The organism is Alicyclobacillus sacchari, assembly GCF_004366795.1.
Lineage (GTDB): Bacteria > Bacillota > Bacilli > Alicyclobacillales > Alicyclobacillaceae > Alicyclobacillus > Alicyclobacillus sacchari.
The window spans coordinates 16,040-37,588 of sequence record NZ_SORF01000011.1 but is presented as its reverse complement, the minus strand read 5'-3'; the positions used below and the strand labels follow the sequence as shown (position 1 = coordinate 37,588).

Sequence of the window (21,549 nt, the reverse complement as noted above, 5' to 3'; positions counted from 1 at the left end):
CCGTCTCGCTCCGATTTCGGATCCGAACAAGACAGCCCACTGTCCCTTTAGCGGCTCATGCTTGTGCTGTGACCCGGGAACAACTTGGCCTGCGGGTCGATGAATGTCTTCGCATTGTTGACTGCCGTCGGCGCCTCTCCAAATCCTGTCGCTATCAGCTTCAGTTTGCCTGGATAGGTAACGACGTCGCCAGCCGCGTACACACCGGGTATGTTGGTCTCCATCTTCGAATTGACGACGATGTCGTTTTTCTCGATCTCGAGCCCCCACTCCTTAATTGGTCCGAGTGAAGCCGTGAACCCGAGGCCGCTGACAATCGCATCAACTTCGATGGTCTCTGTCTGCTTCGTCTGGTTGTTGACGATGACGGCACGCTCTACCCAATTTCCGCCTTGCACGTCAGACAGTTCGTAAAACGTCTTGATCTGGATGCTGGATTCGTACAGTTGGCGCACGCTTTCTTCGTGTGCGCGGAACTGATCCCGGCGGTGAATCAATGTCACAGAGGCGGCCACTTCCTCGAGCATCAAAGCGTAATCGACAGCAGAATCGCCGCCACCAATGACCAGTACGTTCTTGCCTCGATAATTTTCGACTTTATCAATGTAATAGACAACACCGCGCCCCTCGAAATCTTTAGCGGACGGTGCCGGCAACGGCCGAGGCGAAAAAGCGCCAATGCCCGCACAAATGATGACTGCACGACCGATATGCACCGATTTATCCGTATGCAGTTCGAACAGGCCATCTTCGCGACGAACCAAAGTTTGAACCGATTCGTTCAGGTGGATGCCCGGATTGCGTTCCATCGCTTGCTCAACCAGCTGGTCGACAAGTTGGCGAGCGCGAATTTTCGGAAATCCAGCGACATCATAAATAAATTTCTCGGGATACAACGTAGCCAACTGCCCACCCAGTTCCGGTAGGCTATCGATAATTTTGCAGGAACAATTGCGCATACCGCAATAAAATGCCGCAAACAATCCTGTTGGGCCGCCGCCGATAATCAGCATGTCTGTGACGTTTTCCTGGACGAGAGCCTGATTTGACAACGTGAAACCTCCTTAGTCAACGTAAAAACACACTTGCGCTCATTATACAAGAGACAGAAAAAAAAGACTACGAAAACCTATGTGTTTTGTCGACAATTCAACCTTTGCCAACTTGTTTACCCGGTTTTTACGCATGCGCTCGCCAATAACCGATCCGCGCTACACCGAGCGCGTTGTCTCGTGCAAACTGAGGCGGAGCAAATGCTATCCGAACGGCCCGTAAACGTCTGTGTAGACGAGCGACAACATCCTGTTGAATCACTTGGTTGGAGGCGACCCCACCGGCAATGAGCACATGATCCAGCGGATCGCGATCACGATAGGTACGCACCACGTATTCCACGGATTTCGCAATCGCACGTGCAATACACGATTGCACGGCGCGAGCGACGACGGGGCCGGGTACGCCTTGTTCAATCGCGGTAAGCGCCTTGGTCAACGGCCCGGAAAAGCTCATCCTGGCACCGCGCACAGGTGCGGGCAACTCGAGCTGCTCTGGCAACTCCAGGTCGACCTTACTCAACGCCTCGAGATGCGGCCCTGCTGGGAACGGCAAACCTAACGCAACACCGACGCGATCGACAAACTGTCCCACGTGCAGATCTGCCCCTTCGCCGACACGTGAAATTCGATAGCCAAACGGGGTGCGCCTGGCGACCATGACATCACACGTTCCACCAGAAATATGAACGGCCACAAATGGAGCGGATGGCATCGGCTCGAAATACTCGGCCGCCGCCAGATGACCCTCCTGGTGGGACGTCCGCGTCATGGGAATGGACAGCATCTGGGCAATCGCAAGTCCAAACGAGGCACCCGCCTGAAACGCCGGCATGTATGAATTTGACCATGGCCGTGGCCGGACGCTGGCAGCGATATGCACCCAACGCGGCTGTATGCCGTCCCGTGCGAGTTGATCCTGTATCGACGCCATCACCCTAGGAATATTTTGCACGTGCTGAAATGTGGCCTCGGACTGGCGTAGTCCCTTCTCACCATGGACGACATGCAAAATCGTCCTGGCTTCGGCGAGCATGTTCCCATCACTGGCGTCGACGGCACAAAGGGACGTTGTGTAATTGCTTGTATCGATCCCAAGAACGCAACTTACTTCACGTCGGCTCGCCATCTGGCGGTTCGACCTCCACACGCGATACATCCGCTGTCGCCACTCCGTTGTTGCGAGCAATCGCCGGTAAAACCTTGGCGAGAACGCCATTGACAAACTTCCCCGATTGCTCAGTTGCATACGTTTTCGCCAGGCGGACCGCCTCATTGATGGCACTTGCCATCGGAATGTCCGGCTCGTACATCAATTCAAACACAGCCAAGCGCAGCACGTTTTTCTCCACCCGTCCGATCCGCTCCGGCGACCAGCGATCCATGCTTCCAGCAAGCACGGCGTCGATCTCCGCCAAATGCTCCATGACACCTCGCACAAGCCTTGTCATGTAGTCTACATCGGCGTCTGTATATAACTTGTCCTCCAAAACGAACGAAACGGCGTCGATCACGCCGCTATCGCTCAGGTCAATTTGATACAAAGCCTGCAAGGCACACTCTCTAGCTTCATGTCGAGTCAAGCACGTCACTCCGTATATCGATCTGAAAGTAGTTTATCCAAAAGCTCCCGCCATGATTGATTCTCCTCGAGCACACGACCAATCGTGTAACCAGTGGCGGCAAGTACCGCCAGCAACAGCGTGCGCCAGAAACCAACCAGCAACCACAGCGCCCAAAGCACGACCCCTGCGAGCAAGCCATGATAGCGCCGAGGCCAGGCCAAAAATGCCGCAATTGCGCGACGCAACGCGCTCATACGCCACTCCACGCCTTACTCGAACGCGCACCAGCTGCCAGTTCGGTCACATGCACAAGCACGCGCTCCACCACAACTCCCGTGGCACCCTCGACGTACTCTTTAACGGCCGTCTGTGCATCTCGGCTCAACTGCGCGATATCCACATCAGGCAATACCTGCATGCGAACCAGAATCAGGATTCCCTCCTGCCCCTGGCGAATTCGCGAGTCGAACGATTCGGCGCCCTTCAGTTGCGAACCCCGGCGATTGGCCAACTGGCGCAAGGTGTCATAGGATATCCGAATCTGCCCGTGGTCACCCGTCAGAGCAACGTACTCCGCCGTTTGCATGCGAGATATGCGATAAAACAAAAACCGGAGCGATAAAAGGGCGGCAACGGCTCCAACGACAATGGCCGCCATGTTATAGGGCACCGTCAACAACTCTGTACTTACCCACGCGACGGAGATGACATTGGCGCCAACCAGAGCAAGTACGACGCCAACAACCAAACCGATCACGGCAAGTAAAAACAACAACAAACGATCCAATAGGCTCATGCTATCCCCCCAGCGGGTCAGAGGCCCGGACTTCGTTCGGTACTAAGAATCTGATCCGCATCGACCGCTTTCGGATCAACATCTGACTGGAAGGCGACGCCCACGACGTGAACGTGAACCGCGACAACCTTCAGACCAGTCATCCCTTCCACCGCAGCTTTTACCCGTTCTTGAATTTGATACCCTGTATCAGGAATGTTTACACCAAATCGTAGCGAAACCGAGACGTCTATCGAACACGCCCGTTCATTTTCTACGAACTGAACCTTCACGCCCTTCGACAGATTTTTACGGCCTGTCAAAGATTCCGTCAAACCGCCCGCAAACGATCCGCTCATGCCCGCGACACCCTCGACCTCACTGGTTGCTACACCGGCAATGATCTGCACAACTTCGTCCGCGATATGCACAGAACCACGGTCAGTCAGTTCGTACTCCATGTCAGCCACGCTTATCACACTCCTGATTATCGTTGTCCCTTCATCCTATGACAAGCTTCGCTTAAAGTATGTGATTCTCCTCCAAAAAGCGAGTCGTCACATCGGCGTTCCGAAACTTGTCGTTCTGCATCAGGGCAATGTGAAACGGAATGGTTGTGCGAACTCCGTCGATTTCATATTCGTCCAAGGCTGCCAACATGCGAGCGATGGCTTGTTCGCGCGTAGGCGCCCAAACGATGAGCTTTGCCACCATAGAATCGTAGAACGGCGGAATCGTATAGCCTTGATAACAAGCTGAATCAACGCGAACACCTGGTCCCGACGGCGGTAAATACGTCGTGATGGTGCCGGGAGACGGCGCGAACTGACGCAGTGGATCTTCGGCATTGATTCGACACTCAATCGCATGCCCCCGCAATTGAATATCCTCCTGGCGCACGGACAAAGGTTCACCGGCGGCAGCGAGGATCATGTCCCGCACAAGATCCACACCGGTTACCCACTCAGTAACAGGATGCTCAACTTGAATGCGCGTGTTCATCTCCATGAAGTAAAAATCGCCATCGTCTGTATAAATAAACTCGATGGTGCCTGCACCGACATAGTCAACCGCACGCGCGGCCGCAACGGCAGCTCGCCCCATTCGATCGCGCACGTCATCGCTCAACACCGGGCAAGGAGATTCCTCCACCAACTTTTGCAGGCGACGCTGCACCGAACAATCGCGTTCCCCGAGGTGGACGACGTTTCCGTGACGATCCGCCAAGATTTGAATCTCTACATGCCGCATTCGCTCGATGTATTTCTCAATGTAGATACCACCGTTACCAAACGAAGCCTCTGCCTCGCGCCGCGCCGCATCAACCGCTTGCCGCAACGCCTGTTCATCGCGCACGACGCGAATACCGCGGCCACCGCCGCCGGCCGTCGCCTTGATGATGAGCGGATACCCGATTGCATTCGCGATATCCAGAGCTTCCTGCAAATTATCCACCAGGCCGTCGCTTCCTGGAACCGTCGGCACCCCTGCCTTGCGCATCGTTTCCTTCGCGGCGGACTTGTCACCCATCTGCTCAATGGCCTTCGGACTGGGCCCTATAAAAGTGATGCCGCAAGCCTCGCACGCTTCGGCAAAGTCGCTGTTCTCCGATAAAAAGCCGTACCCCGGATGTACAGCATCAACCCCCCGCAGCGTCGCCACGGAAATTAGGCTCGGAATATGTAGGTAGCTAAGTTTTGGCGCCGCCGGCCCGATGCAGTACGCCTCATCGGCGAGACGAACGTGCAAAGCGTCCTTATCTGCCATCGAATAAACGGCGACCGTCTCAATCCCCAACTCGCGGCAAGCGCGAATGACACGGACGGCGATCTCGCCCCGATTAGCCACAAGTACACGTTTAAACATAACCGCGTTGCCCCTTGTCGAACGTAAATGATGTTGATCAGGCCGTGCCTCTCACGATAACTGGTCAAGCGCGCCGAACTTTGAACAGCGGCTGCCCATACTCGACCAGTTGGCCGTTCTCGGCCAAAACCTCGATCACTTCTCCGGACACTTCCGCCTCAATCTCGTTCATCAGCTTCATCGCCTCAATGATGCAGACGACAGTCTTGCTCGTCACCTGTGCACCAACTTCCACGAATGGCGCCGACTCGGGCGATGGAGCGCGATAAAAGGTGCCGACCATCGGCGAGGTGATCACATGAACATCAATATCGTTTAACACCTGTGCCGGCGCGTTCGCCGTTTGTACAGCAACTGGGGCCGTCTGTGGCGAAACAGAAGCGGCTATACCGGGCGTTGTTTGCACCGGCATATAGGCTACGGCCTCCGGCGTCGCTTTCTTAAGCTGCAACTTTCCATCTTCAAATTCAATATGAATTTCACTCAAACTACTTTCATCCAAAAGACGAATCAGCTCGTGGATGTCTTCCAATTTCAGCAATGTGTTCTCTCCCCGATCCATATCTCGTAAATGCTCGTCCAAGTATACCATAGCTTTGGTCGTACCTCTAGGTTCCCTGCATATGAAAACAGCCGCCGCATCGGCTGTCGATGCTGGCGGCGTCAAGTCCACTTTACGCGTGCGGCTTGACAGAGATGTTCAGAATGGACACGTCGAGCTGTTGGCTAACCACATTCATGATTTTGACCGCGTCCGCTCGCGAAATGTCCTTCGCTTGGACATACACCGTAAAGGTCTTCTGATCCTTGTCCGGTTCAATCACGGCGTTCGTATAACCTTCTGCAAGAACCGCTTGTGTCGCCTGTTGCAGGCTGTTGTACAGGGATTCTTCATTGCCAAGCGCCTTTTGTGCCTCTGCAATCTGTGTCTGGGAGGCATTGTTATTTGCAATCACCGACTGATAGTTGCTGATTCGCTGACTGATCTGATTGTTAACCAGGGTCTGCAGAGAGTTGTACCAATTGCCCGTCGAGCTCATCCCGGTCTCACCCGAGCTGTTGCTTTGCTGGCTGTCCCCACTCTGCGTCTGAGTGCTGTTGCCGTTGTCCGGTGTCGTCACGACGGTCGTTGAGTTCGAGGCGGTTGGCGTCGTCGTCGTCGGGCTGGCTTGATTATTCATCGTGTAATACCCGATGAGCATCAAAGATAGGACCATCATTGTGGACAACCATACTGTTTGCCGCTTTACCATGCTATACATCCTCCTAATCTAGCGTCTAGTCTCCCTTTTGAGGTTCCACACTAATCTTATATGCAGGCACGTCCAACACATTCGTAATTGCGTCCACGATTTCTGTTTTGGCGGTAAAAAAATTGTCCGCGTCGAGCGTGACCAGCACGCCCGCGACGCCGACGCCGGTGCTGCCGCTCCCGGCGAGGTTGCCACCGTTGGTCAAGACGACCATCACATTCACTGCGCGCACTCCTTGGATTTTTGCGAGCATGGCATCGAGTTCATCGTCGTAATGCCGCTCTGTCGGCGCTGTTGGCAATGAGTCGGATGCATTCGATGTACCCAGCGAGCTGGTGAATGCATCAGTCGTAGAGACCGGCAGGGCACTGGACGACTTGGCCGGATGGGCTTGTACCATCGATCCGACAATCAGCATCAGCACGCCAACGGCAGCCACAAAGAGCAACCATTTTTGTTTCCACAGTTGTTGCCAGTCCACTCTCATCGCCCTCCATCGTCCACGACAAGCACCTGATCCGCTTCAACACCAAGTGCTTCTGCGATTGTCTGCTCGATCTCGCCACCCCACGCCGTCCCGTTTGCGTCGATTCCGACGGTGACACGAAGCTCCGCAGGATTCATCGCGTTGTCTACGTGCACGCTCGTCACATACTTTGCGAGGTTTTCCGGCAACGCTGACTTCGCTTCCTGTGCAAGATATTGGTCCGCATCCAAGCTCTCCTCCTGATTGAGTGCCGCGGCGTACCCACGAACCGCTGCGGAGTTGTCGTCCACACCAGAACCTTGCGTCGCCAATGTGTTGCCAAACAGCGCCGCCGAAGCCTGCGCAGCCAATTGGGATGACCAATTTGATCGCAGCATTGGCACCAACGGACTGAGCATAGCGGCGATCATCGCGACACCCAAGACGCTCCGAACATATTTGACAAGCGCTCGTGTCGGAAGCAGCATTTCGGCAATCCCGGCCAACATCGCCACCACCACGATTTGTTTCAACCACTCCCCGATCGCTGTCACGCCGTCATCACCGCCAGGTTCGCCGATGCCAGGAGAATGCAAATAGCGAAGAAGAACATCAACGCCACGCCCGCGACACAGGCAAATACAAGAACCATCGTCTTGCCTAAGGAGCCCAGACAGGCGACGATGGGTGTCTCGCCAAGCGGTTGCATGAACGCGGCACTGCCACCGTACATCGTGGCTACCGCGAGAATCTTTAACGCCGGGAAGACGGCGATCAGCGTGATGACAACCAGCCCTGCCACGCCAACTGCGTTCTTCACCAACAACGAAGCGCTGAGCACCGTCTCGGCCGCATCCGATATCGCCTTACCGACCACCGGTACGAATGTACTGACCCCAAGTTTCATCGTCCGCAGCACGACACCGTCGACAATGCCCTTACCGGCCCCCTGTACTGTCGAGATACCGATGAACACGGCCAGTCCAAAACTGAGGATCGCGACACTGACGGTTCGGATCAATCCTGCCAAGCGGGTTAATGTATAGCGAATCGATAATGCGCTAGTCAGGTCGAGGACAGCAGCAAAGAAGATCAACGGAAAGACGACATAAAACACCATGTTGCTGACAAAATGTACTGTGAACAGCAGCATCGGTTGAAAGAAGGCGGCAGACGCAATCGACCCAGAAGCAGCGAGCAGTGTCACGGTGAGCGGAACCGTTGCCAGCATAAAGTGATTCATCGTTTCGATAGCATGGCGAGCTGCACCAATCGTCTCGACAAACGAGTGCGCGACCAATGCAATGAGTACAAAGCAAACGACCATATCGGCCAATTCACTAATGGACTCCTGCTCAAACGATGTCTGCAAGGTCTTGAGGACAGCGCCCGCAACGCACAGAATGAGAATGCTGCCCAACAGCCCGGCGTCATCCACAAGTTCCTGAAAGAAGTAACGTATGAGACCATGTGTAACAGATGCAAAGTTTGGCGGCCCATTCTGCAGAACCGATTTCACCAAACCAGGACCTGAAACATTTGGCAAATAGCCACCGTACTCATTCAAGAGATCTTGCCAATATTCGTCGATCGTTTGCGTCGGCAGGTGATCAAGTTGAGTCTGCGCCGCCTGCTGAATCGCGTTTTGCGCTTGAGCTTCCGCCTGGGTCAAAGAAGGCGCGGCCGTGTCTGCCGAAGCGTTGGTAGCAGGGACAATCCATGTTAGGAGACAGCAGACAACGCACGCGCACAGCATCACGACAATCCGCCGCACCCCGCTCCCCCCTCGTCACGGCAACAAGTGGACGATGGTCTGAACGACATCCGTGAAAATCGGAAGCGCAAGCACCACAATACCCACTTTGCCCGCCAGTTCGATTCGCCCACCAAGCGCTGACTCACCCGCATCCCTGGCTACCTGCGCTGCGAATTCAACGATATAGGCGATACCAATGATTTTGAGAACTGTAGCAAGAAACGTCTGGCTTATCTTGGCATCCGTCGCCATACCTTGTAATTCCTGCACGACGCCCGTCAAGGAATGAACGACCATCCACAGTAAGACAGCACCTGCAAAGATGCTGATGAGTGTCGCGAACTGTGGGGAGTGTGGCCGCAGAATCGTCGCGAAAACCGTTGCGGTCAAGCCGATGCCAACGAGTTGAAAAATGTGCATGGCCTCACCTACTGCAGCAAGAATACACTGGTAATCTCATGGTACAGGTGATCGACGTAGCCAATGACGATTGCAAACACAGCCACAAGCCCAGCTAACGTTGCCCAGTGCGCGAAGTCCTCTTTGCCGCTTTGCTTGAGCACCGTATGAAAAATGGCTGCGATAAAGCCGACTGCAAAAATCCGAAAGATGTCCCGAATCTCCGGTGACACCGTGTCGCCCCCCCATCTCCCCGTTCGCCGACCAAATCCCTAAAACGTATGAATGTATTAATAAAGCAGGATGACGATCAGAACGCCGGCGAGAACGCCGAGATATTGCCAAAGGCGAGCACTTCGCTCTGCCTCTTCCCGTGCCCGCACCTCCGCCTGCTCAAGCGCCTGTGCCGCAATTTGAAACTGCCCATGCAAATGTGCCGTATCCATCGTGGCCAAGGAGGCGGCCACCCCATCCAACGGATCGAAATCAGACAAGCGATACGCACTCTCCGCTACGATGCTCTGCGCTGCGGCGACAAACGAGTCGGCGACACCTCGCCCGTCTTCCTGCAGGTGTTTCGCAGCCGCAACAAACCACTTGCCACACGCGCCCCCGCTGTTCTGGCCAACGTCGACAAGTGCCCTTGGCAACGGCTTGGCATGATACTCCACTTCCGCTTGCAACTGCTGGACCGCTTGCAAGAGGCGTCGCAGTTCGCGCGGGCGTTCCCGATACGCGTGCGCCATGCGAAACCCTATGAGCGTGGTCGCGAAGACAATGATCACGGACCCAACCAGTTTCAACACGCGATGTGCCCCCTAAACCAACGAACGGCCGTCGCCGTCCAGCACGCATTCGATTGTACCTGGGCCGCGCCGCCGACTGAGGATGACATAGCGTGCAAACGCGTGGGCCTGGAACAGTTCTTCCATGTGTGGACGCCTGCGCCACCCCTCAAGGGACGAGGCATGAGCGGTGGTAATGACCGCAACTCCCGCATTCGCCGCCTCAAGCACGGCCTCGACGTCGCCTTGCTTGCCGATCTCGTCTGTGACGACAATGTCAGGCGAGAGGCTGCGAATCGCCATCAGCAACCCTTCGGCCTTCGGGCACCCGTCCAACACGTCGGTGCGCGGACCGAGCGCAAACTGCGGACGTCCTTCAAACATTCCTGCAATTTCAGAACGCTCGTCAATGACGACGACTTTGGCTGGAGATCTGCGCCGTGTGACGAGATTTTCACTCCACTGGCGAGCAATGTCACGAACGAGAGTGGTCTTTCCACATTGCGGCGGTGAAATGACCAAGGTCGACAACGGGTGCCCATCCGCACGATCCGCCAGCCACGACCGAAGAGGTGTCGCCATACCGGGATAGGCGCGGGCAATACGAATATTGAGCGATGAGATGCTCCGAATCGAGCGGATGTGCCCGCCATCCGTCACGATACGGCCGGCAACGCCGATGCGATGGCCGCCAGGAAGGGTGATGAATCCCTTGCGCAACTCATCTTCGACCGCGTACAAGGAAAACTGTGTCACCTGTTGCATGGCGTGATCGAGTGCCGCTTGCGACAACACGGCCGCAGTTGGCGGCATCATCGTAAGTCCACCGCCTTGTTTCAAGTACTGACTATCCGTTCCGAACCGTAGCTCAATTGGCTGGCCAACCCGTAAGCGAACTTCTTCGAGTTCAGCCAGGATCGCGTCGTCGAGGGCGAGAAGCAAGCGTTGGAGATCGATCGGGAGAACCGCAAGGGCCTGACTCCAACCAGCCGTTTCTCGAGGCCGGAATGGCGGCGGGATCGACATCGTTGTCCACCTCCCATCTACTGCAATATATATGGACAGGGGTACAAGCATATGCGAACAATCGCCGGAAACAAGCACGGTTTCCCGCCAAGCTGCATTGACTAAAGGGAGAAGGTTGGGGAGGTAGCGCCGTGGATGTCTCAATCATGATCCGATGGATTGTCGTCTTTCTGATTATTTTCGTCTTGTTGATGGCGCTCGTTTTCAGCTTGCTCAAAAAGAAAGCATGACCGTCACACCTGCTTGCCGCGAGGTGGTTCAGGGACGCGAGCCGTATAAGACCAAACCCACTCCGACAACAACGAGGGCCACGCGCCACAGTCTCACCTCGCCCGCGAGCCCGGTCAGCCCGAGAGCCGTCACGGATACGAGAATAAAAGGCCCAACCAGGGCCAGTAATCCATTCACTTGCAAGGCCCGTCCGACCGTGCCATACCAGAGCATGACAAAGCAGCCGGCCAGTTCGCAAAGGCCGGACAAACAGCGCAGGGCGGCCATCGGGTAGACCCACTTTTCGATATCTCCAAAGTTGCCAAACATCTGAACATGCCTCCTTTGCCTGTACATATGCGTCGGATCGGGTAAGCATGTCTATGCGTGGTCAACGCGATAACCAAACAAAAAGCCGCATGGGGAGACCCATGAAGTCTCCCCGTGCGGCGACGGCGCATCGATTACGCCCGCGATACGTATTCACCTGACCGTGTGTCAATGATCAGCTTGTCTCCAACGTTGACGAAAAAGGGAACCTGTAGTGTATAACCGGTTTCTACTGTCGCCGGTTTGCTGCCACCCGTCGCCGTATCGCCGCGAATACCTGGCTCGGTCTCGACGACTTCCAGTTCGACAGTGTTCGGCAGGTCAATGCCGATGGTCTCACCCTGGTGCATGACGATATAGCAGTTCATGTTCTCTTTCAAGAAATTGAGCTCATACTCCAGCTGTGCCCTGCTGATGTTGATCTGTTCATACGTTTCCGTATCCATAAAGGTGTAGTTCTCGCCATCGTTGTACAGATATTGCATTTCGCGCGTCTCGATATGTGCGCGCGGCACCTTTTCACCAGCTCGGAACGTTTGTTCTTTCACGGCGCCCGTTTTGACGTTTTTCAACTTGGTGCGCACAAAAGCCGCACCTTTACCCGGTTTCACGTGCATAAATTCGATCACGCGCCAAATGGCACCGTCATATTCAATCGTGGTACCGGTTCGAAAATCATTGCTTGAAATCATATGTTGGTAACCTCCAAATCAATAGGCAAAATCACGGCCTCGGCTGACAAAGAGCGAGCGTCGCGTAGCGATACCCTTCTGTCCCCAGACCAACAACCTGGCCGCGGACCACATCGCTCAACACGAGATGGTGTCGAAACGCCTCCCGTCGGTGCACGTTCGAGATATGCACTTCGATGGTTGGGCGGTCAATATCCTCCAAGCAGTCCCGCAAAGCGTAGCTATAGTGCCCAAACGCTCCAGGATTGATGATGATGCCGTGAGCGTTCGGCCCATGCGACTGCAGAAAGTCGATCAGTTCACCCTCGTGGTTCGACTGTTTATCGACAACGCCATAACCGTATGATGCCGCCGTATCGCGAACCATTTGCACGACATCCGCCAAGGTCTGGCTGCCGTAGGTTTCCGGCTTGCGAACCCCAAGACGATTTAGGTTTGGTCCGTGAACCAGCAGCAGATATGGCTCCGTCATTGGCGCATCCTCCCTTATGTCCCAACCCTTCCAGCGCGAAAACCGCACTCATTGTATCACAGGCCTATAAATCCTTGCTATACTGGTCTCGCGAAGGAGGAAACCACATGGAAATTTGGCTCGTTCGCCACGGCGAAACCGATTGGAATGCTCAAGGCCGCGTGCAAGGCTGGACAGACGTTCCGCTCAATGCCGAGGGTCGACGACAGGCATCCCTGTTGGCTCAGTGCCTCAAATCGATTTCATTTGAACATATCTACGCGAGTGACTTAAGCCGCGCGTTGGATACGGCACGAATTGTCGCCGACGCGGTAGGCGCGCCTGTCACCCCGCTCGCTTGCTTGCGCGAACACCGGTTTGGCCAAGCCGAAGGCTTGCTGCGGCAAGAAAGCGACCGCAGATTCCCAAACGGCGCGCCGGATCGCGAACCACCAGAGGCATTGCGGTCCCGCGTTACACAGTGCCTGCAAGACATTGTGAGCCGGCACGCCGCAGGTCGCATTCTCGTCGCGACCCACGGCGGCGTCATTCGCGCCATTCTCAGCTGGCTCGGATACAGTCATCCGCCCATCACCAACACGAGCATCACTCGTTTACACGTACATGCTGATGGCTTTGACATCCTGGGCGTCAATGAAACGCCCCATTTAGACGGCGGATCAGCGGTTGAACTGATATCGCAGCACCGGTGAACGCGCTGCCGTCACCTCGTCAAGGCGGCCGACAATCGTGCGGTGAGGCGCTGTCTTCACCAATTCCGGATCGGTCGCCGCTTCCTCTGCCACTTGGCGCATGGCTGCAATAAAGCGATCAAGAGTTTCCTTGCTTTCACACTCAGTCGGCTCAATCATCAAGCATTCATCAACGATGAGCGGAAAATAAATGGTGGGTGGATGAATGCCGAAGTCGATCAGCCGCTTCGCGAGGTCCAAAGTGCGCACACCTTGCTGCTTCTGACGCACGCCCGAGAGTACAAACTCATGCTTACAAGGTCCACCATAAGGAGCTTCATAAACATCCGCCAGCTGCTGCAACAAATAATTTGCCGCAAGTACGGCTGACTCGGATACCAACTTCAGCCCATCCGGTCCAAGCGTGCGAATATACGCATATGCGCGCACCAAAATGCCGAAGTTGCCAAAGAAGCCTTTTACCTTGCCGATTGACAACGGTCGATCCCAGTTCCAATCATAGCGGTTGTTATTTTGAACAATCACCGGTTTTGGCAAGTACGGTTCCAGAAACTGTTTTACACCCACAGGTCCAGCACCTGGACCACCGCCGCCATGCGGTGTCGAAAAGGTCTTGTGCAGATTCAGGTGCACCACATCAAATCCCATGTCGCCCGGCCGCGCATAACCGAGAATGGCATTCATGTTGGCTCCGTCGTAATAGAGCAGTCCTCCTGCTTCGTGTACGATCTCGGCAATTTCAAGAATGTCTGACTCAAACAAGCCCAACGTACTTGGATTGGTCAGCATGAGGGCAGCCGTGTCTGCGCCAACCGTCCGGCGCAACACATCGAGATCGACGCGACCATCCGCCCGTGAAGGAACCGTGACTACACGCAACCCCGCCATGCTCACACTGGCTGGATTCGTTCCATGCGCCGAATCAGGCACGATGACTTTATCCCGGCCCGCATCACCGCGGCGGCGATGGTACTCGCGAATCATCATCAGACCTGTCCACTCGCCGTGCGCGCCTGCGGCTGGCTGCAAACTGACAGCGTCCATGCCCGTGATGGCAGCGAGATCGTTCTGCAGCTCGTACATCAATTGAAGTGCCCCTTGCACGGTCTGGGCTGGCGCAAGCGGGTGAATGCGAGCAAAGCCGTCCAAGCGCGCAGCTCGCTCATTGCGCTTTGGGTTGTATTTCATCGTGCACGAGCCAAGCGGATAAAAGCCACTATCCACGCCATGGTTCTTTTGCGAAAGCGCTGTGTAATGGCGAACAACATCCAGTTCACCAACCTCCGGCAAAGGTGCCGCTTCACTTCGCACGAAAGACTGGAGACTCCCCAAATCCGCTGCTGGTACGTCGAGTTGAGGAAGTGCGTAGGCACGTCGGCCTGGACGACTTAGTTCGAAAATTAACGGCTCCTGTCCATCTCGCTGAATGGTCACGATGCGAGCACCTCCCTCAGTGTTTGCACCAGCTCGTCCATTTCCTCGCGGGTGCGCATTTCGGTCACAGTCAGCAATACGCTGGAACCATACTGTGGGTAATCGTGCGATAAGTCATAGCCGAACAGGTACCCTGCCTCGAGCATCGCAGCCTGTACCTCTGCCACGGGCTTGGACAGTTCGATAGCAAACTCGTTGAAAAACGGCGCCGCAAACAGGGACTTGACGCCGTCGACGGTCAAAAGTCGGTCATGCAGATAATGTGCCTTATGAAAATTCTGCAGCGCGAGCTCCTGCATTCCTTCCTTGCCCATGTACGACAAGAAGACTGTAGCAGCTAGCGCACAAAGTGACTGATTTGAGCAGATATTGGACGTGGCCTTCTCCCTGCGGATATGTTGTTCGCGCGCCTGCAGGGTCAAGACGAATCCCCTTCGCCCTTCGGCATCCGTCGTCTGCCCGACGACGCGACCCGGGATGCGGCGCATCAGGGGGTTCTTGACGGCCATGATGCCAAGATAGGGACCACCATAGGAAAGGCTGTTACCAAGGGACTGGCCTTCGGCGACGACGATGTCAGCGCCCAAGTGACCCGGAGCCTCCAAGAGGCCAAGGGCGATAGGATACGTGTTGACAACCAGGAGTGCGCCCGCCTCGTGCGCTTGTTCAGCAATGGATCGCACATCTTCGACAACACCGAAGAAATTTGGATATTGAATCATGACGCCAGCCACAGTCTCATCACAGAGTTCACGAAACGCGTCGATCGCGATTTGGCCGCCAACCTCACGCACATAAAGAATCTCTACACCTTGCCCGAAAGCGTACGTTTCCAACACGCGGCGATACTCCGGGTGGATATTGTCAGCCACCAGAAGCCGGTTGCGGCGCGTGTGAGCGCAAGCGACCAATCCCGCCTCCGCAAATGCGGTCGGGCCGTCATACATACTTGCATTCGCCAAATCCATGCCTGTCCACTCGGCGACCATGGTTTGGTATTCAAAGATAGCTTGCAACAGGCCTTGACTCATTTCCGGTTGATACGGCGTATACGAGGTGTAAAACTCGGACCGGCTGACAATCGCGTCGACGACGCTTGGCTGATAATGTTCATACGCACCGGCACCCAAGAAGCTAACCACTGCGCCCAAATGCTGATTGCGCCCCGCGAGTCGCTCCAGATGCCGCGAAAGTGTCAGTTCCGACATCGCCGGCGGGATCGCAAGCGGTTGCTGCAAGCGCAGGGATTCAGGGATGTCTGCAAAGAGGGCATCGGTGCTGTCCAGGCCAAGTGCGGCAAGCATTTCTTCGCGATCCTCTCGCGTATGGGGGACGTACCCGTATCGATTCAAGACACAAACTCCTCTCTTCCCAGATGTGCAACCCGATGTTACGAGGGGCGATTGCCTCGCGGTCGTTTGTAAAACGGCGTTTGCACGACATGCGCAGGATAACGCTTGTTGCGAATCTCGACGTCAAGCGGTTGGCCGATTTCCGCATAGCTGGCATCTACAAGTGCAAGCGCGATGGGAACCCCTAATGTCGGCGAAAGCGTACCCGAGGTGATGTGCCCCACCACCTTCTCGCCATGCCATACCGGATAACCGCCACGGGCAATTGCGCGATCATCCATTTGCAGCCCGACCAGTTTCCGCAAAAGACCTGCCTGGCGCTGTTGCGCAAGCGCGTCGCGCCCAATGAACGGCCCTTTCTCCAGCTTCACAAATGGGTCCAACCCCGCTTCCAGCGGTGTGATGTCACGATTCAGCTCGTTCCCGTATAAAGGTAAGCACGCCTCAAGCCGCAATGTATCGCGGGCACCAAGACCGCAAGGGAGAGCGCCGCGATCGATCAGACTTGTAAACAGGCGCTGTACGACATCCGGGCTTGCATAGACTTCAAAGCCGTCCTCGCCGGTGTACCCCGTGCGGGAGATGATGCTTGACCCGCCGTACAAATCTGCGCGCAGAAACGAGAATGGCCGCAATGATGTCACGTCCACCTCCGCAACGGAACTTAGCAACGTTGCAGCCTCCGGACCTTGCACAGCAACGAGTGCCACTTCGTCCGAGCGATCCTGAACCGTCACTGCGTATCCATCCGCATGCTGGCGAATCCAAGCGAAGTCGTCCGCAATGTTACTCGCATTGACGACGAGCCAGTACATATCCTCCGCCAATTGATACACCAGTAAATCATCGATCACGCCGCCTGTTTCATCAAGCATCAGCGTATACATGGCACGCCCCACCCGTAGGCGCTCGACGTCGTTGGTCACCAGGTGCTGCAAAAATAGGCGAGCCCCCTCCCCCTGAACCTCAATTTCACCCATGTGTGATACGTCAAAGATGCCCACCGATGAACGAACAGACGTATGCTCCTCCCGGATACCGCGATACTGCACTGGCATCTCGAAGCCGTGAAAATCGATCACTTTTGCGCCCAACCGCAAATGGGCGTCATATAGCGACGTTCGCTTTCCCATTGCTATCCCTGCCTTTACGGGTATCCGAAGTTACGATGGCAAAACAAACAACCCGCAGAATCGAGCAAGCACTTGTGCATCATGTGTAGCGCATTCATGAAAGAATACACACCACTTGTCACATACTACATGACGCGATAAGAGAGAAACAAGCCATTGGGAGGGGATCCCCTTGCATACGACGCTGCAAGCAGATTGGCGAAACGCAACGGCACGGAAACATACAACCAATGTGCCGATCCAGTGGACAGGCCTGTCGCTTGCACAGGAACTCAACGCCTTACTGCATCTCGGCCAGCACTCTGACCATCGGCAGTGGGAGTTGTTTCAACTGGCTGCTATCGCGGCACAGGCAAATATAGCCCCGACCTTTGAAGAATTGTTGGCGTTGGAACACGTTCGCGGCTTCACGCCCCTGCCACATCAGATTGAAACTGCCAAACGGGTTGTTCGCGAATTGCGCGGACGAGCTATTCTGGCGGACGAAGTGGGGCTTGGCAAAACGATTGAAGCAGGGCTTGTCTTAAAAGAGTATTTATTGCGAGGACTCGTCAAAAAGGCTTTGATCCTTGTTCCGGCCTCGTTGGTTCTGCAGTGGACAAAGGAATTACATGACAAGTTTCGAATCAACGCGACACCTCAACGCAACGAGTGGACCTGGGAACAGGACGACATTGTTGTCGGATCGCTGGATACGGCGAAACGCCCGCCACACCGAGATATCGTTCTGCAACAACCTTGGGACATCGTCATTATCGACGAGGCTCATAAGTTAAAGAATCAGAAGACGAAAAATTGGCAGATGGCGAATCAAATCCCGAACAAGTATCTTTTGTTACTAACAGCGACACCTGTACAGAACCAACTGAAGGAACTTCATACCCTTGTAACGCTTCTGAAACCTGGACATCTGGGCAGCGCCAATCAATTCTCGGTCCAATACGTCGCGGACAAGCGAACACCGAAGGACCCCGACAAGTTGCGCGAGACGATTGCCGATATCATGATCCGCAATCGCCGCCAGGACGGTGGCACGCGCTTGCCTAAGCGCCATGTGCAGGTTATGGACCTCGAGCTATCCGCCGCAGAAAGGTCATTCTATGAAGAGGTCCAGCATTTTTTGCGGGATGAATATCAAGCCAGATTATCGGTTCGCGCCTCCATGCTGCCACTGCTTACTTTACAGCGCGAAATCTGCAGTTCATCTTACGCAGCGCTCATCTCTCTGGAGAAGATGCTGAAAAAGACAAGCCATCCGACCCGACAACAACGCCTACAGAAACTGATCGAAATGGGTACCGCAATCCCCGAGTACACAAAGATCAAGAAAGTATTGGAACTTGTCGATGAGTTCGATGACAAATGCATTATTTTTACGGAGTACCGGGCAACCCAAGATTTCATCATGTACATGTTAAAGAAACGCGGCATCTCGGCAGTTCCGTTTCGCGGCGGTTTCAAACGCGGGAAAAAGGATTGGATGACCGAACTATTTTCCCGCAAAGTGCGCGTTTTGGTTGCAACCGAGTCTGGTGGGGAAGGAATCAACCTGCAGTTTTGCCATTATATGATTAACTATGACTTACCGTGGAATCCGATGCGCCTTGAGCAGCGGATCGGGCGTATACATCGTCTTGGACAATCAGAAGAGTGCCATGTCTTTAATCTTGCGACACGCGATACCATCGAACAGCATATCGTGCAGATCTTGTATGAAAAGGTTCGCATGTTTGAGAGCGTGATCGGAACGCTTGACGATATCGTCAGCGATACCCGATTGAACGCATGGGAAAATCGAGTGTTCGAAGCAACGATGACAAGTTCGTCCCACGAAGAACTTGCAGCCAAATTGCGCGCGCTTGATCCAAGGCAACTATCACTCAAGAAAGGGCGGTGAAGCAATTGACAAACAGGCATCCATTGCGAACGAGCGAGGAGCGTCTGACTTTTTGCGATCGATATTTTCAGGCAGTTGGCGCAGACGTCATATGCGAGCGCCCGATGTATCGAGAATACATTTTACCTGTAGACGTCGACAAAGAGTTGACAGATCGTCCGTTCTATTGGATGTGGGTAGAAAAAACCAATCAAACCGTAGAACCGACCACGCTCCGGCTGGCTTTTGATCAAGATGCGAAGTTGCGAGAAGACGAGCGCCTGGCAGAACTGCACCAGCAGGCTCTTGCGCAGGCGCAACCCTTAAGCGGTTTCGATATCTTATACCGGAGGCCTAAACAGACCGAACTCGTCGATCTCGGCAGCTTCCGTCTCGACAAAATAATAGAGAGTGCACGCCGCCGCGGGCAAACAGTCTGCGTCGTGCCGCATGGCGCACATCCGCATGCGCAATATATCCCTTGGCTGATGATCAACGGCCTGACGCGATACGTGACGGATTCCGTAAGCGAGACCTGGTGGTCGAAAGGCGTCTGCCTTGCGAATTTGCAAATCGTCGAATCGTTCTACGATCGGATAGCGCACCTGGAGATGGCGGGCACCTCACCGGAAGTCATAGTGCGCCAAGCCAAGCATTCATTGCTGGAAGCGGCAGAGGCCTTGCAGGCGTACCTCTCGCACCTTGTTGCAGAAGGCGATTTGAACTGGGCGGAAGAAGCCCGCCTGCGCTTGGCGGACGATCTCGCCCAACTCGATGCTTATTATCAGAGCATCGAGGTCGAATACCCTCCCGAGGAGCGGAACGTGCTTCAGCAAGAGCACGCCAAGAAGCGTCAGGCCCTCATCGAAAAAAGTACCCCCCGGGTCGAAATCGAAGTAACGCAGCTTGCACTCGTCGGACTCCCGCTCCGGGCACATGCGTAAGGATCAGCGGGGCGTCACACCAAGGTCTTTAAATGGCGCTGCCGTGCATCAGGTCCGTCCATTTTGACGAGTATCGCCATATTCATCACTCGCGATCGCAAAGGAGCAACCGCATCGTTGATATCGTCTGCCCCTTTGCGGTACGCATCAGGGGGACTGTAGTTGCTCGTAAACCATGTGGAGAGCTTTGCATGGAAGCGATGATTGATAATGCGGAACAGCTTCTCCATGCTGAAGTCGTTTGCCCGCTCCTGTGCGAATTCATCGATGCCAAGTACTGGCACAGTCGAAAGTGCTTCAAGAAAAGGCTCGAGATCTTGTCCATCTGCGATGAGATGACGCATGTGATCAAAGAGCGAGTCAGATCGAACAATGAGCGACGGCACGCCTCGCTCACGCAACTGATGAAACACGGCGAACATCAGATGTGTCTTGCCCACGCCGGGCGGCCCAAAAATATACAAACCTGGCTTATCGGCATGAGACGACGGATGAAAGTCACGTGCAAACTCACGAGCATACTTAATGACGTTTGGATAACGTTTGATCTGCTCCGGTGGATAATTTGAGAACTGAAATGAGTCATCCATTTCCGTCACGCCAGCGACTCTCGCGAACCGATCAACCTTTAACTTCGCCATGAACTCATGAAATGGCTGACAACGTCTTACACCAAATGAAACCCCTGCAGGACTCGGTTCGAGAACTTGGACAAACCCCTTCATGTCACCGTGCTTTGCGCAAGTTGCATAGCCACGGCATGTCCGGCATATGGACGACTGTCGCAGATACTCAAGCAACGCAGCGCGATGTCGGTGAATGAACGCGTCTGAAACGTTTAGTTCATTGAGCTCTGGTATTTGCCTTCGGAAGTACGCAACGTCATATCCGCTATCATGTCCGGAAAACTGCTTGGGAAAGAGACTTTCAATGTGTCTCACAGCAATGCCACCTACTCCCCTATTGCCGTTTGGATCACGAATTGCGCAATCTCCTCAACGGTTCCATGATCGACATCGACGATCCATGACGCTGCATCTTCGTACCAAGTTTGACGCTGCTTGAGCAAAGTGCGCACACGCTGTGCTGGATTGTCCGTTTGAAGTAACGGGCGCTGTGCGGCATCTTGTTTCAGACGGGAGAGAATCGTCTCAGGCGCGGCTCGCAAATACACGGTCGTAAACGAAGCCTTTAACAAATCCCGATTGGACGGATGAATGACGGCTCCACCGCCTGTCGCCAAGACGACACATTTCATGTCTCGTCCAATGTCGCCAAGTGCTTCTGTTTCCATTACGCGGAATCTTTGTTCGCCGAGAGTCGCAAAAATTTCTGGTATCGTCATGCCCGCTCGCGCTTCGATGTAGCGATCGAGATCGACGAACGGGACGTCCAATTTTGCCGCGACGAGCTCTCCGACCGTCGACTTACCACTGGCCATGAATCCAATCAAGGCCAAACGCTGCATGAT

27 protein-coding genes are annotated in these 21,549 nt (G+C 54.8%); 3 read left to right on the top strand and 24 right to left on the bottom strand.

The annotated features are described in order from the left end of the window. Positions 1–47 precede the first annotated feature (47 nt). The 19 genes from C7445_RS11005 to aroQ form a co-directional block, all read right to left on the bottom strand. Positions 48–1,013, bottom strand: a complete 966-nt coding sequence (locus tag C7445_RS11005) for an NAD(P)/FAD-dependent oxidoreductase (RefSeq protein ID WP_134160414.1) — start codon at positions 1,011–1,013, stop codon at positions 48–50. A 166-nt stretch (positions 1,014–1,179) separates the two neighbouring features. Next, positions 1,180–2,181: a peptidase M22 gene (locus C7445_RS11000; protein WP_134160294.1), complete on the bottom strand. Its 1,002-nt coding sequence runs from the start codon at positions 2,179–2,181 to the stop codon at positions 1,180–1,182. Beyond that, complete coding sequence (gene nusB / locus C7445_RS10995) at positions 2,165–2,635, bottom strand: transcription antitermination factor NusB (RefSeq protein WP_134160292.1); 471 nt, start codon at positions 2,633–2,635, stop codon at positions 2,165–2,167. Before nusB ends, C7445_RS11000 begins: the two co-directional genes overlap by 17 nt. A 5-nt stretch (positions 2,636–2,640) precedes the next feature. Beyond that, positions 2,641–2,871: a DUF2273 domain-containing protein gene (locus tag C7445_RS10990; RefSeq protein ID WP_134160290.1), complete on the bottom strand. Its 231-nt coding sequence runs from the start codon at positions 2,869–2,871 to the stop codon at positions 2,641–2,643. Further along, the gene (amaP, locus tag C7445_RS10985) at positions 2,868–3,413 is read right to left on the bottom strand and encodes an alkaline shock response membrane anchor protein AmaP (RefSeq protein WP_134160289.1); all 546 of its coding nucleotides are present in this window, start codon (positions 3,411–3,413) and stop codon (positions 2,868–2,870) included. The genes C7445_RS10990 and amaP overlap by 4 nt, the downstream gene beginning before the upstream one ends. A 17-nt stretch (positions 3,414–3,430) precedes the next feature. Next, the gene (locus C7445_RS10980; protein WP_134160287.1) at positions 3,431–3,862 is read right to left on the bottom strand and encodes an Asp23/Gls24 family envelope stress response protein; all 432 of its coding nucleotides are present in this window, start codon (positions 3,860–3,862) and stop codon (positions 3,431–3,433) included. Between the two features lie 52 nt (positions 3,863–3,914). Further along, positions 3,915–5,258 carry an acetyl-CoA carboxylase biotin carboxylase subunit gene (gene accC, locus C7445_RS10975; RefSeq protein ID WP_134160285.1) on the bottom strand — a complete coding sequence of 448 codons (1,344 nt, stop codon included), beginning with the start codon at positions 5,256–5,258 and terminating at the stop codon, positions 3,915–3,917. Between the two features lie 64 nt (positions 5,259–5,322). Next, a complete protein-coding gene (gene accB / locus C7445_RS10970) occupies positions 5,323–5,799 on the bottom strand; it encodes an acetyl-CoA carboxylase biotin carboxyl carrier protein (RefSeq protein ID WP_134160283.1) in 477 nt (158 codons plus the stop codon). Between the two features lie 133 nt (positions 5,800–5,932). Beyond that, positions 5,933–6,511 (bottom strand): SpoIIIAH-like family protein, encoded by a 579-nt coding sequence (locus C7445_RS10965; protein WP_134160281.1) that lies wholly within the window; start codon positions 6,509–6,511, stop codon positions 5,933–5,935. 25 nt (positions 6,512–6,536) lie between these two features. Then, entirely contained in the window at positions 6,537–6,992 is a 456-nt protein-coding gene (locus C7445_RS10960; RefSeq protein WP_134160279.1) for a hypothetical protein, read from the bottom strand. A 2-nt stretch (positions 6,993–6,994) separates the two neighbouring features. Next, a complete protein-coding gene (locus C7445_RS10955; RefSeq protein ID WP_134160277.1) occupies positions 6,995–7,531 on the bottom strand; it encodes a stage III sporulation protein AF in 537 nt (178 codons plus the stop codon). Beyond that, positions 7,528–8,751: a stage III sporulation protein AE gene (spoIIIAE, locus tag C7445_RS10950; RefSeq protein WP_243835142.1), complete on the bottom strand. Its 1,224-nt coding sequence runs from the start codon at positions 8,749–8,751 to the stop codon at positions 7,528–7,530. The genes C7445_RS10955 and spoIIIAE overlap by 4 nt, the downstream gene beginning before the upstream one ends. 15 nt (positions 8,752–8,766) lie before the next feature. Next, positions 8,767–9,153, bottom strand: coding sequence for a stage III sporulation protein AD (spoIIIAD, locus tag C7445_RS10945; RefSeq protein ID WP_134160275.1), 387 nt, complete (start codon positions 9,151–9,153; stop codon positions 8,767–8,769). An 8-nt stretch (positions 9,154–9,161) separates the two neighbouring features. Further along, on the bottom strand, positions 9,162–9,365 hold the full coding sequence (gene spoIIIAC / locus C7445_RS10940) for a stage III sporulation protein AC (RefSeq protein ID WP_040289238.1): 204 nt from the start codon (positions 9,363–9,365) through the stop codon (positions 9,162–9,164). 57 nt (positions 9,366–9,422) lie between these two features. After that, positions 9,423–9,938, bottom strand: a complete 516-nt coding sequence (locus C7445_RS10935) for a stage III sporulation protein AB (RefSeq protein ID WP_243835141.1) — start codon at positions 9,936–9,938, stop codon at positions 9,423–9,425. A gap of 12 nt (positions 9,939–9,950) precedes the next feature. After that, positions 9,951–10,943: a stage III sporulation protein AA gene (gene spoIIIAA, locus C7445_RS10930; RefSeq protein ID WP_243835140.1), complete on the bottom strand. Its 993-nt coding sequence runs from the start codon at positions 10,941–10,943 to the stop codon at positions 9,951–9,953. A gap of 258 nt (positions 10,944–11,201) precedes the next feature. Then, complete coding sequence (locus C7445_RS10925) at positions 11,202–11,483, bottom strand: DUF2619 domain-containing protein (RefSeq protein WP_134160270.1); 282 nt, start codon at positions 11,481–11,483, stop codon at positions 11,202–11,204. Positions 11,484–11,617: 134 nt separating this feature from the next. Then, a complete protein-coding gene (efp, locus tag C7445_RS10920; protein WP_134160268.1) occupies positions 11,618–12,175 on the bottom strand; it encodes an elongation factor P in 558 nt (185 codons plus the stop codon). A gap of 31 nt (positions 12,176–12,206) precedes the next feature. After that, positions 12,207–12,647, bottom strand: a complete 441-nt coding sequence (aroQ, locus tag C7445_RS10915; RefSeq protein WP_134160266.1) for a type II 3-dehydroquinate dehydratase — start codon at positions 12,645–12,647, stop codon at positions 12,207–12,209. A gap of 107 nt (positions 12,648–12,754) precedes the next feature. Here aroQ and C7445_RS10910 point away from each other — a divergent pair, with 107 nt between their 5' ends. Then, positions 12,755–13,339, top strand: a complete 585-nt coding sequence (locus C7445_RS10910) for a histidine phosphatase family protein (RefSeq protein WP_134160264.1) — start codon at positions 12,755–12,757, stop codon at positions 13,337–13,339. On the opposite strand, the gene gcvPB is transcribed toward C7445_RS10910, so the two are convergent. The 3 genes from gcvPB to gcvT are packed head-to-tail and all read right to left on the bottom strand — an operon-like array spanning position 13,307 to position 17,258. Beyond that, the gene (gcvPB, locus tag C7445_RS10905; protein ID WP_134160262.1) at positions 13,307–14,773 is read right to left on the bottom strand and encodes an aminomethyl-transferring glycine dehydrogenase subunit GcvPB; all 1,467 of its coding nucleotides are present in this window, start codon (positions 14,771–14,773) and stop codon (positions 13,307–13,309) included. The genes C7445_RS10910 and gcvPB overlap by 33 nt on opposite strands. Next, entirely contained in the window at positions 14,770–16,125 is a 1,356-nt protein-coding gene (gene gcvPA, locus C7445_RS10900; RefSeq protein WP_134160261.1) for an aminomethyl-transferring glycine dehydrogenase subunit GcvPA, read from the bottom strand. The genes gcvPB and gcvPA overlap by 4 nt, the downstream gene beginning before the upstream one ends. Before the next feature lie 38 nt (positions 16,126–16,163). Then, positions 16,164–17,258: a glycine cleavage system aminomethyltransferase GcvT gene (gcvT, locus tag C7445_RS10895; protein WP_134160259.1), complete on the bottom strand. Its 1,095-nt coding sequence runs from the start codon at positions 17,256–17,258 to the stop codon at positions 16,164–16,166. A 172-nt stretch (positions 17,259–17,430) separates the two neighbouring features. On the opposite strand from gcvT, the gene C7445_RS10890 reads away from it, so the two are divergent. Together C7445_RS10890 and C7445_RS10885 are read left to right on the top strand one after the other, a co-directional pair. Then, positions 17,431–19,155, top strand: a complete 1,725-nt coding sequence (locus C7445_RS10890) for a DEAD/DEAH box helicase (RefSeq protein WP_243835139.1) — start codon at positions 17,431–17,433, stop codon at positions 19,153–19,155. 5 nt (positions 19,156–19,160) lie between these two features. Beyond that, on the top strand, positions 19,161–20,078 hold the full coding sequence (locus C7445_RS10885) for a YqhG family protein (protein ID WP_243835138.1): 918 nt from the start codon (positions 19,161–19,163) through the stop codon (positions 20,076–20,078). A gap of 14 nt (positions 20,079–20,092) precedes the next feature. Here C7445_RS10885 and zapE read toward each other — a convergent pair whose 3' ends face one another. Together zapE and C7445_RS10875 are read right to left on the bottom strand one after the other, a co-directional pair. Further along, positions 20,093–21,019: an AFG1/ZapE family ATPase gene (zapE, locus tag C7445_RS10880; RefSeq protein WP_208320904.1), complete on the bottom strand. Its 927-nt coding sequence runs from the start codon at positions 21,017–21,019 to the stop codon at positions 20,093–20,095. Between the two features lie 11 nt (positions 21,020–21,030). After that, complete coding sequence (locus C7445_RS10875; RefSeq protein WP_166669110.1) at positions 21,031–21,546, bottom strand: shikimate kinase; 516 nt, start codon at positions 21,544–21,546, stop codon at positions 21,031–21,033. Between the last annotated feature and the right edge of the window lie 3 nt (positions 21,547–21,549).

Coding starts and splice junctions, on each gene's coding strand:
- C7445_RS11005 (WP_134160414.1), bottom strand. CDS start 1,013: ATGCTGATTATCGGCGGCGGCCCAACAGGATTGTTTGCGGCATTTTAT.
- C7445_RS11000 (WP_134160294.1), bottom strand. CDS start 2,181: ATGGCGAGCCGACGTGAAGTAAGTTGCGTTCTTGGGATCGATACAAGC.
- C7445_RS10990 (WP_134160290.1), bottom strand. CDS start 2,871: ATGAGCGCGTTGCGTCGCGCAATTGCGGCATTTTTGGCCTGGCCTCGG.
- amaP (WP_134160289.1), bottom strand. CDS start 3,413: ATGAGCCTATTGGATCGTTTGTTGTTGTTTTTACTTGCCGTGATCGGT.
- accC (WP_134160285.1), bottom strand. CDS start 5,258: ATGTTTAAACGTGTACTTGTGGCTAATCGGGGCGAGATCGCCGTCCGT.
- C7445_RS10965 (WP_134160281.1), bottom strand. CDS start 6,511: ATGGTAAAGCGGCAAACAGTATGGTTGTCCACAATGATGGTCCTATCT.
- spoIIIAD (WP_134160275.1), bottom strand. CDS start 9,153: ATGCACATTTTTCAACTCGTTGGCATCGGCTTGACCGCAACGGTTTTC.
- spoIIIAA (WP_243835140.1), bottom strand. CDS start 10,943: ATGTCGATCCCGCCGCCATTCCGGCCTCGAGAAACGGCTGGTTGGAGT.
- C7445_RS10925 (WP_134160270.1), bottom strand. CDS start 11,483: ATGTTTGGCAACTTTGGAGATATCGAAAAGTGGGTCTACCCGATGGCC.
- efp (WP_134160268.1), bottom strand. CDS start 12,175: ATGATTTCAAGCAATGATTTTCGAACCGGTACCACGATTGAATATGAC.
- aroQ (WP_134160266.1), bottom strand. CDS start 12,647: ATGACGGAGCCATATCTGCTGCTGGTTCACGGACCAAACCTAAATCGT.
- C7445_RS10910 (WP_134160264.1), top strand. CDS start 12,755: ATGGAAATTTGGCTCGTTCGCCACGGCGAAACCGATTGGAATGCTCAA.
- gcvT (WP_134160259.1), bottom strand. CDS start 17,258: ATGGGAAAGCGAACGTCGCTATATGACGCCCATTTGCGGTTGGGCGCA.
- C7445_RS10875 (WP_166669110.1), bottom strand. CDS start 21,546: ATGCAGCGTTTGGCCTTGATTGGATTCATGGCCAGTGGTAAGTCGACG.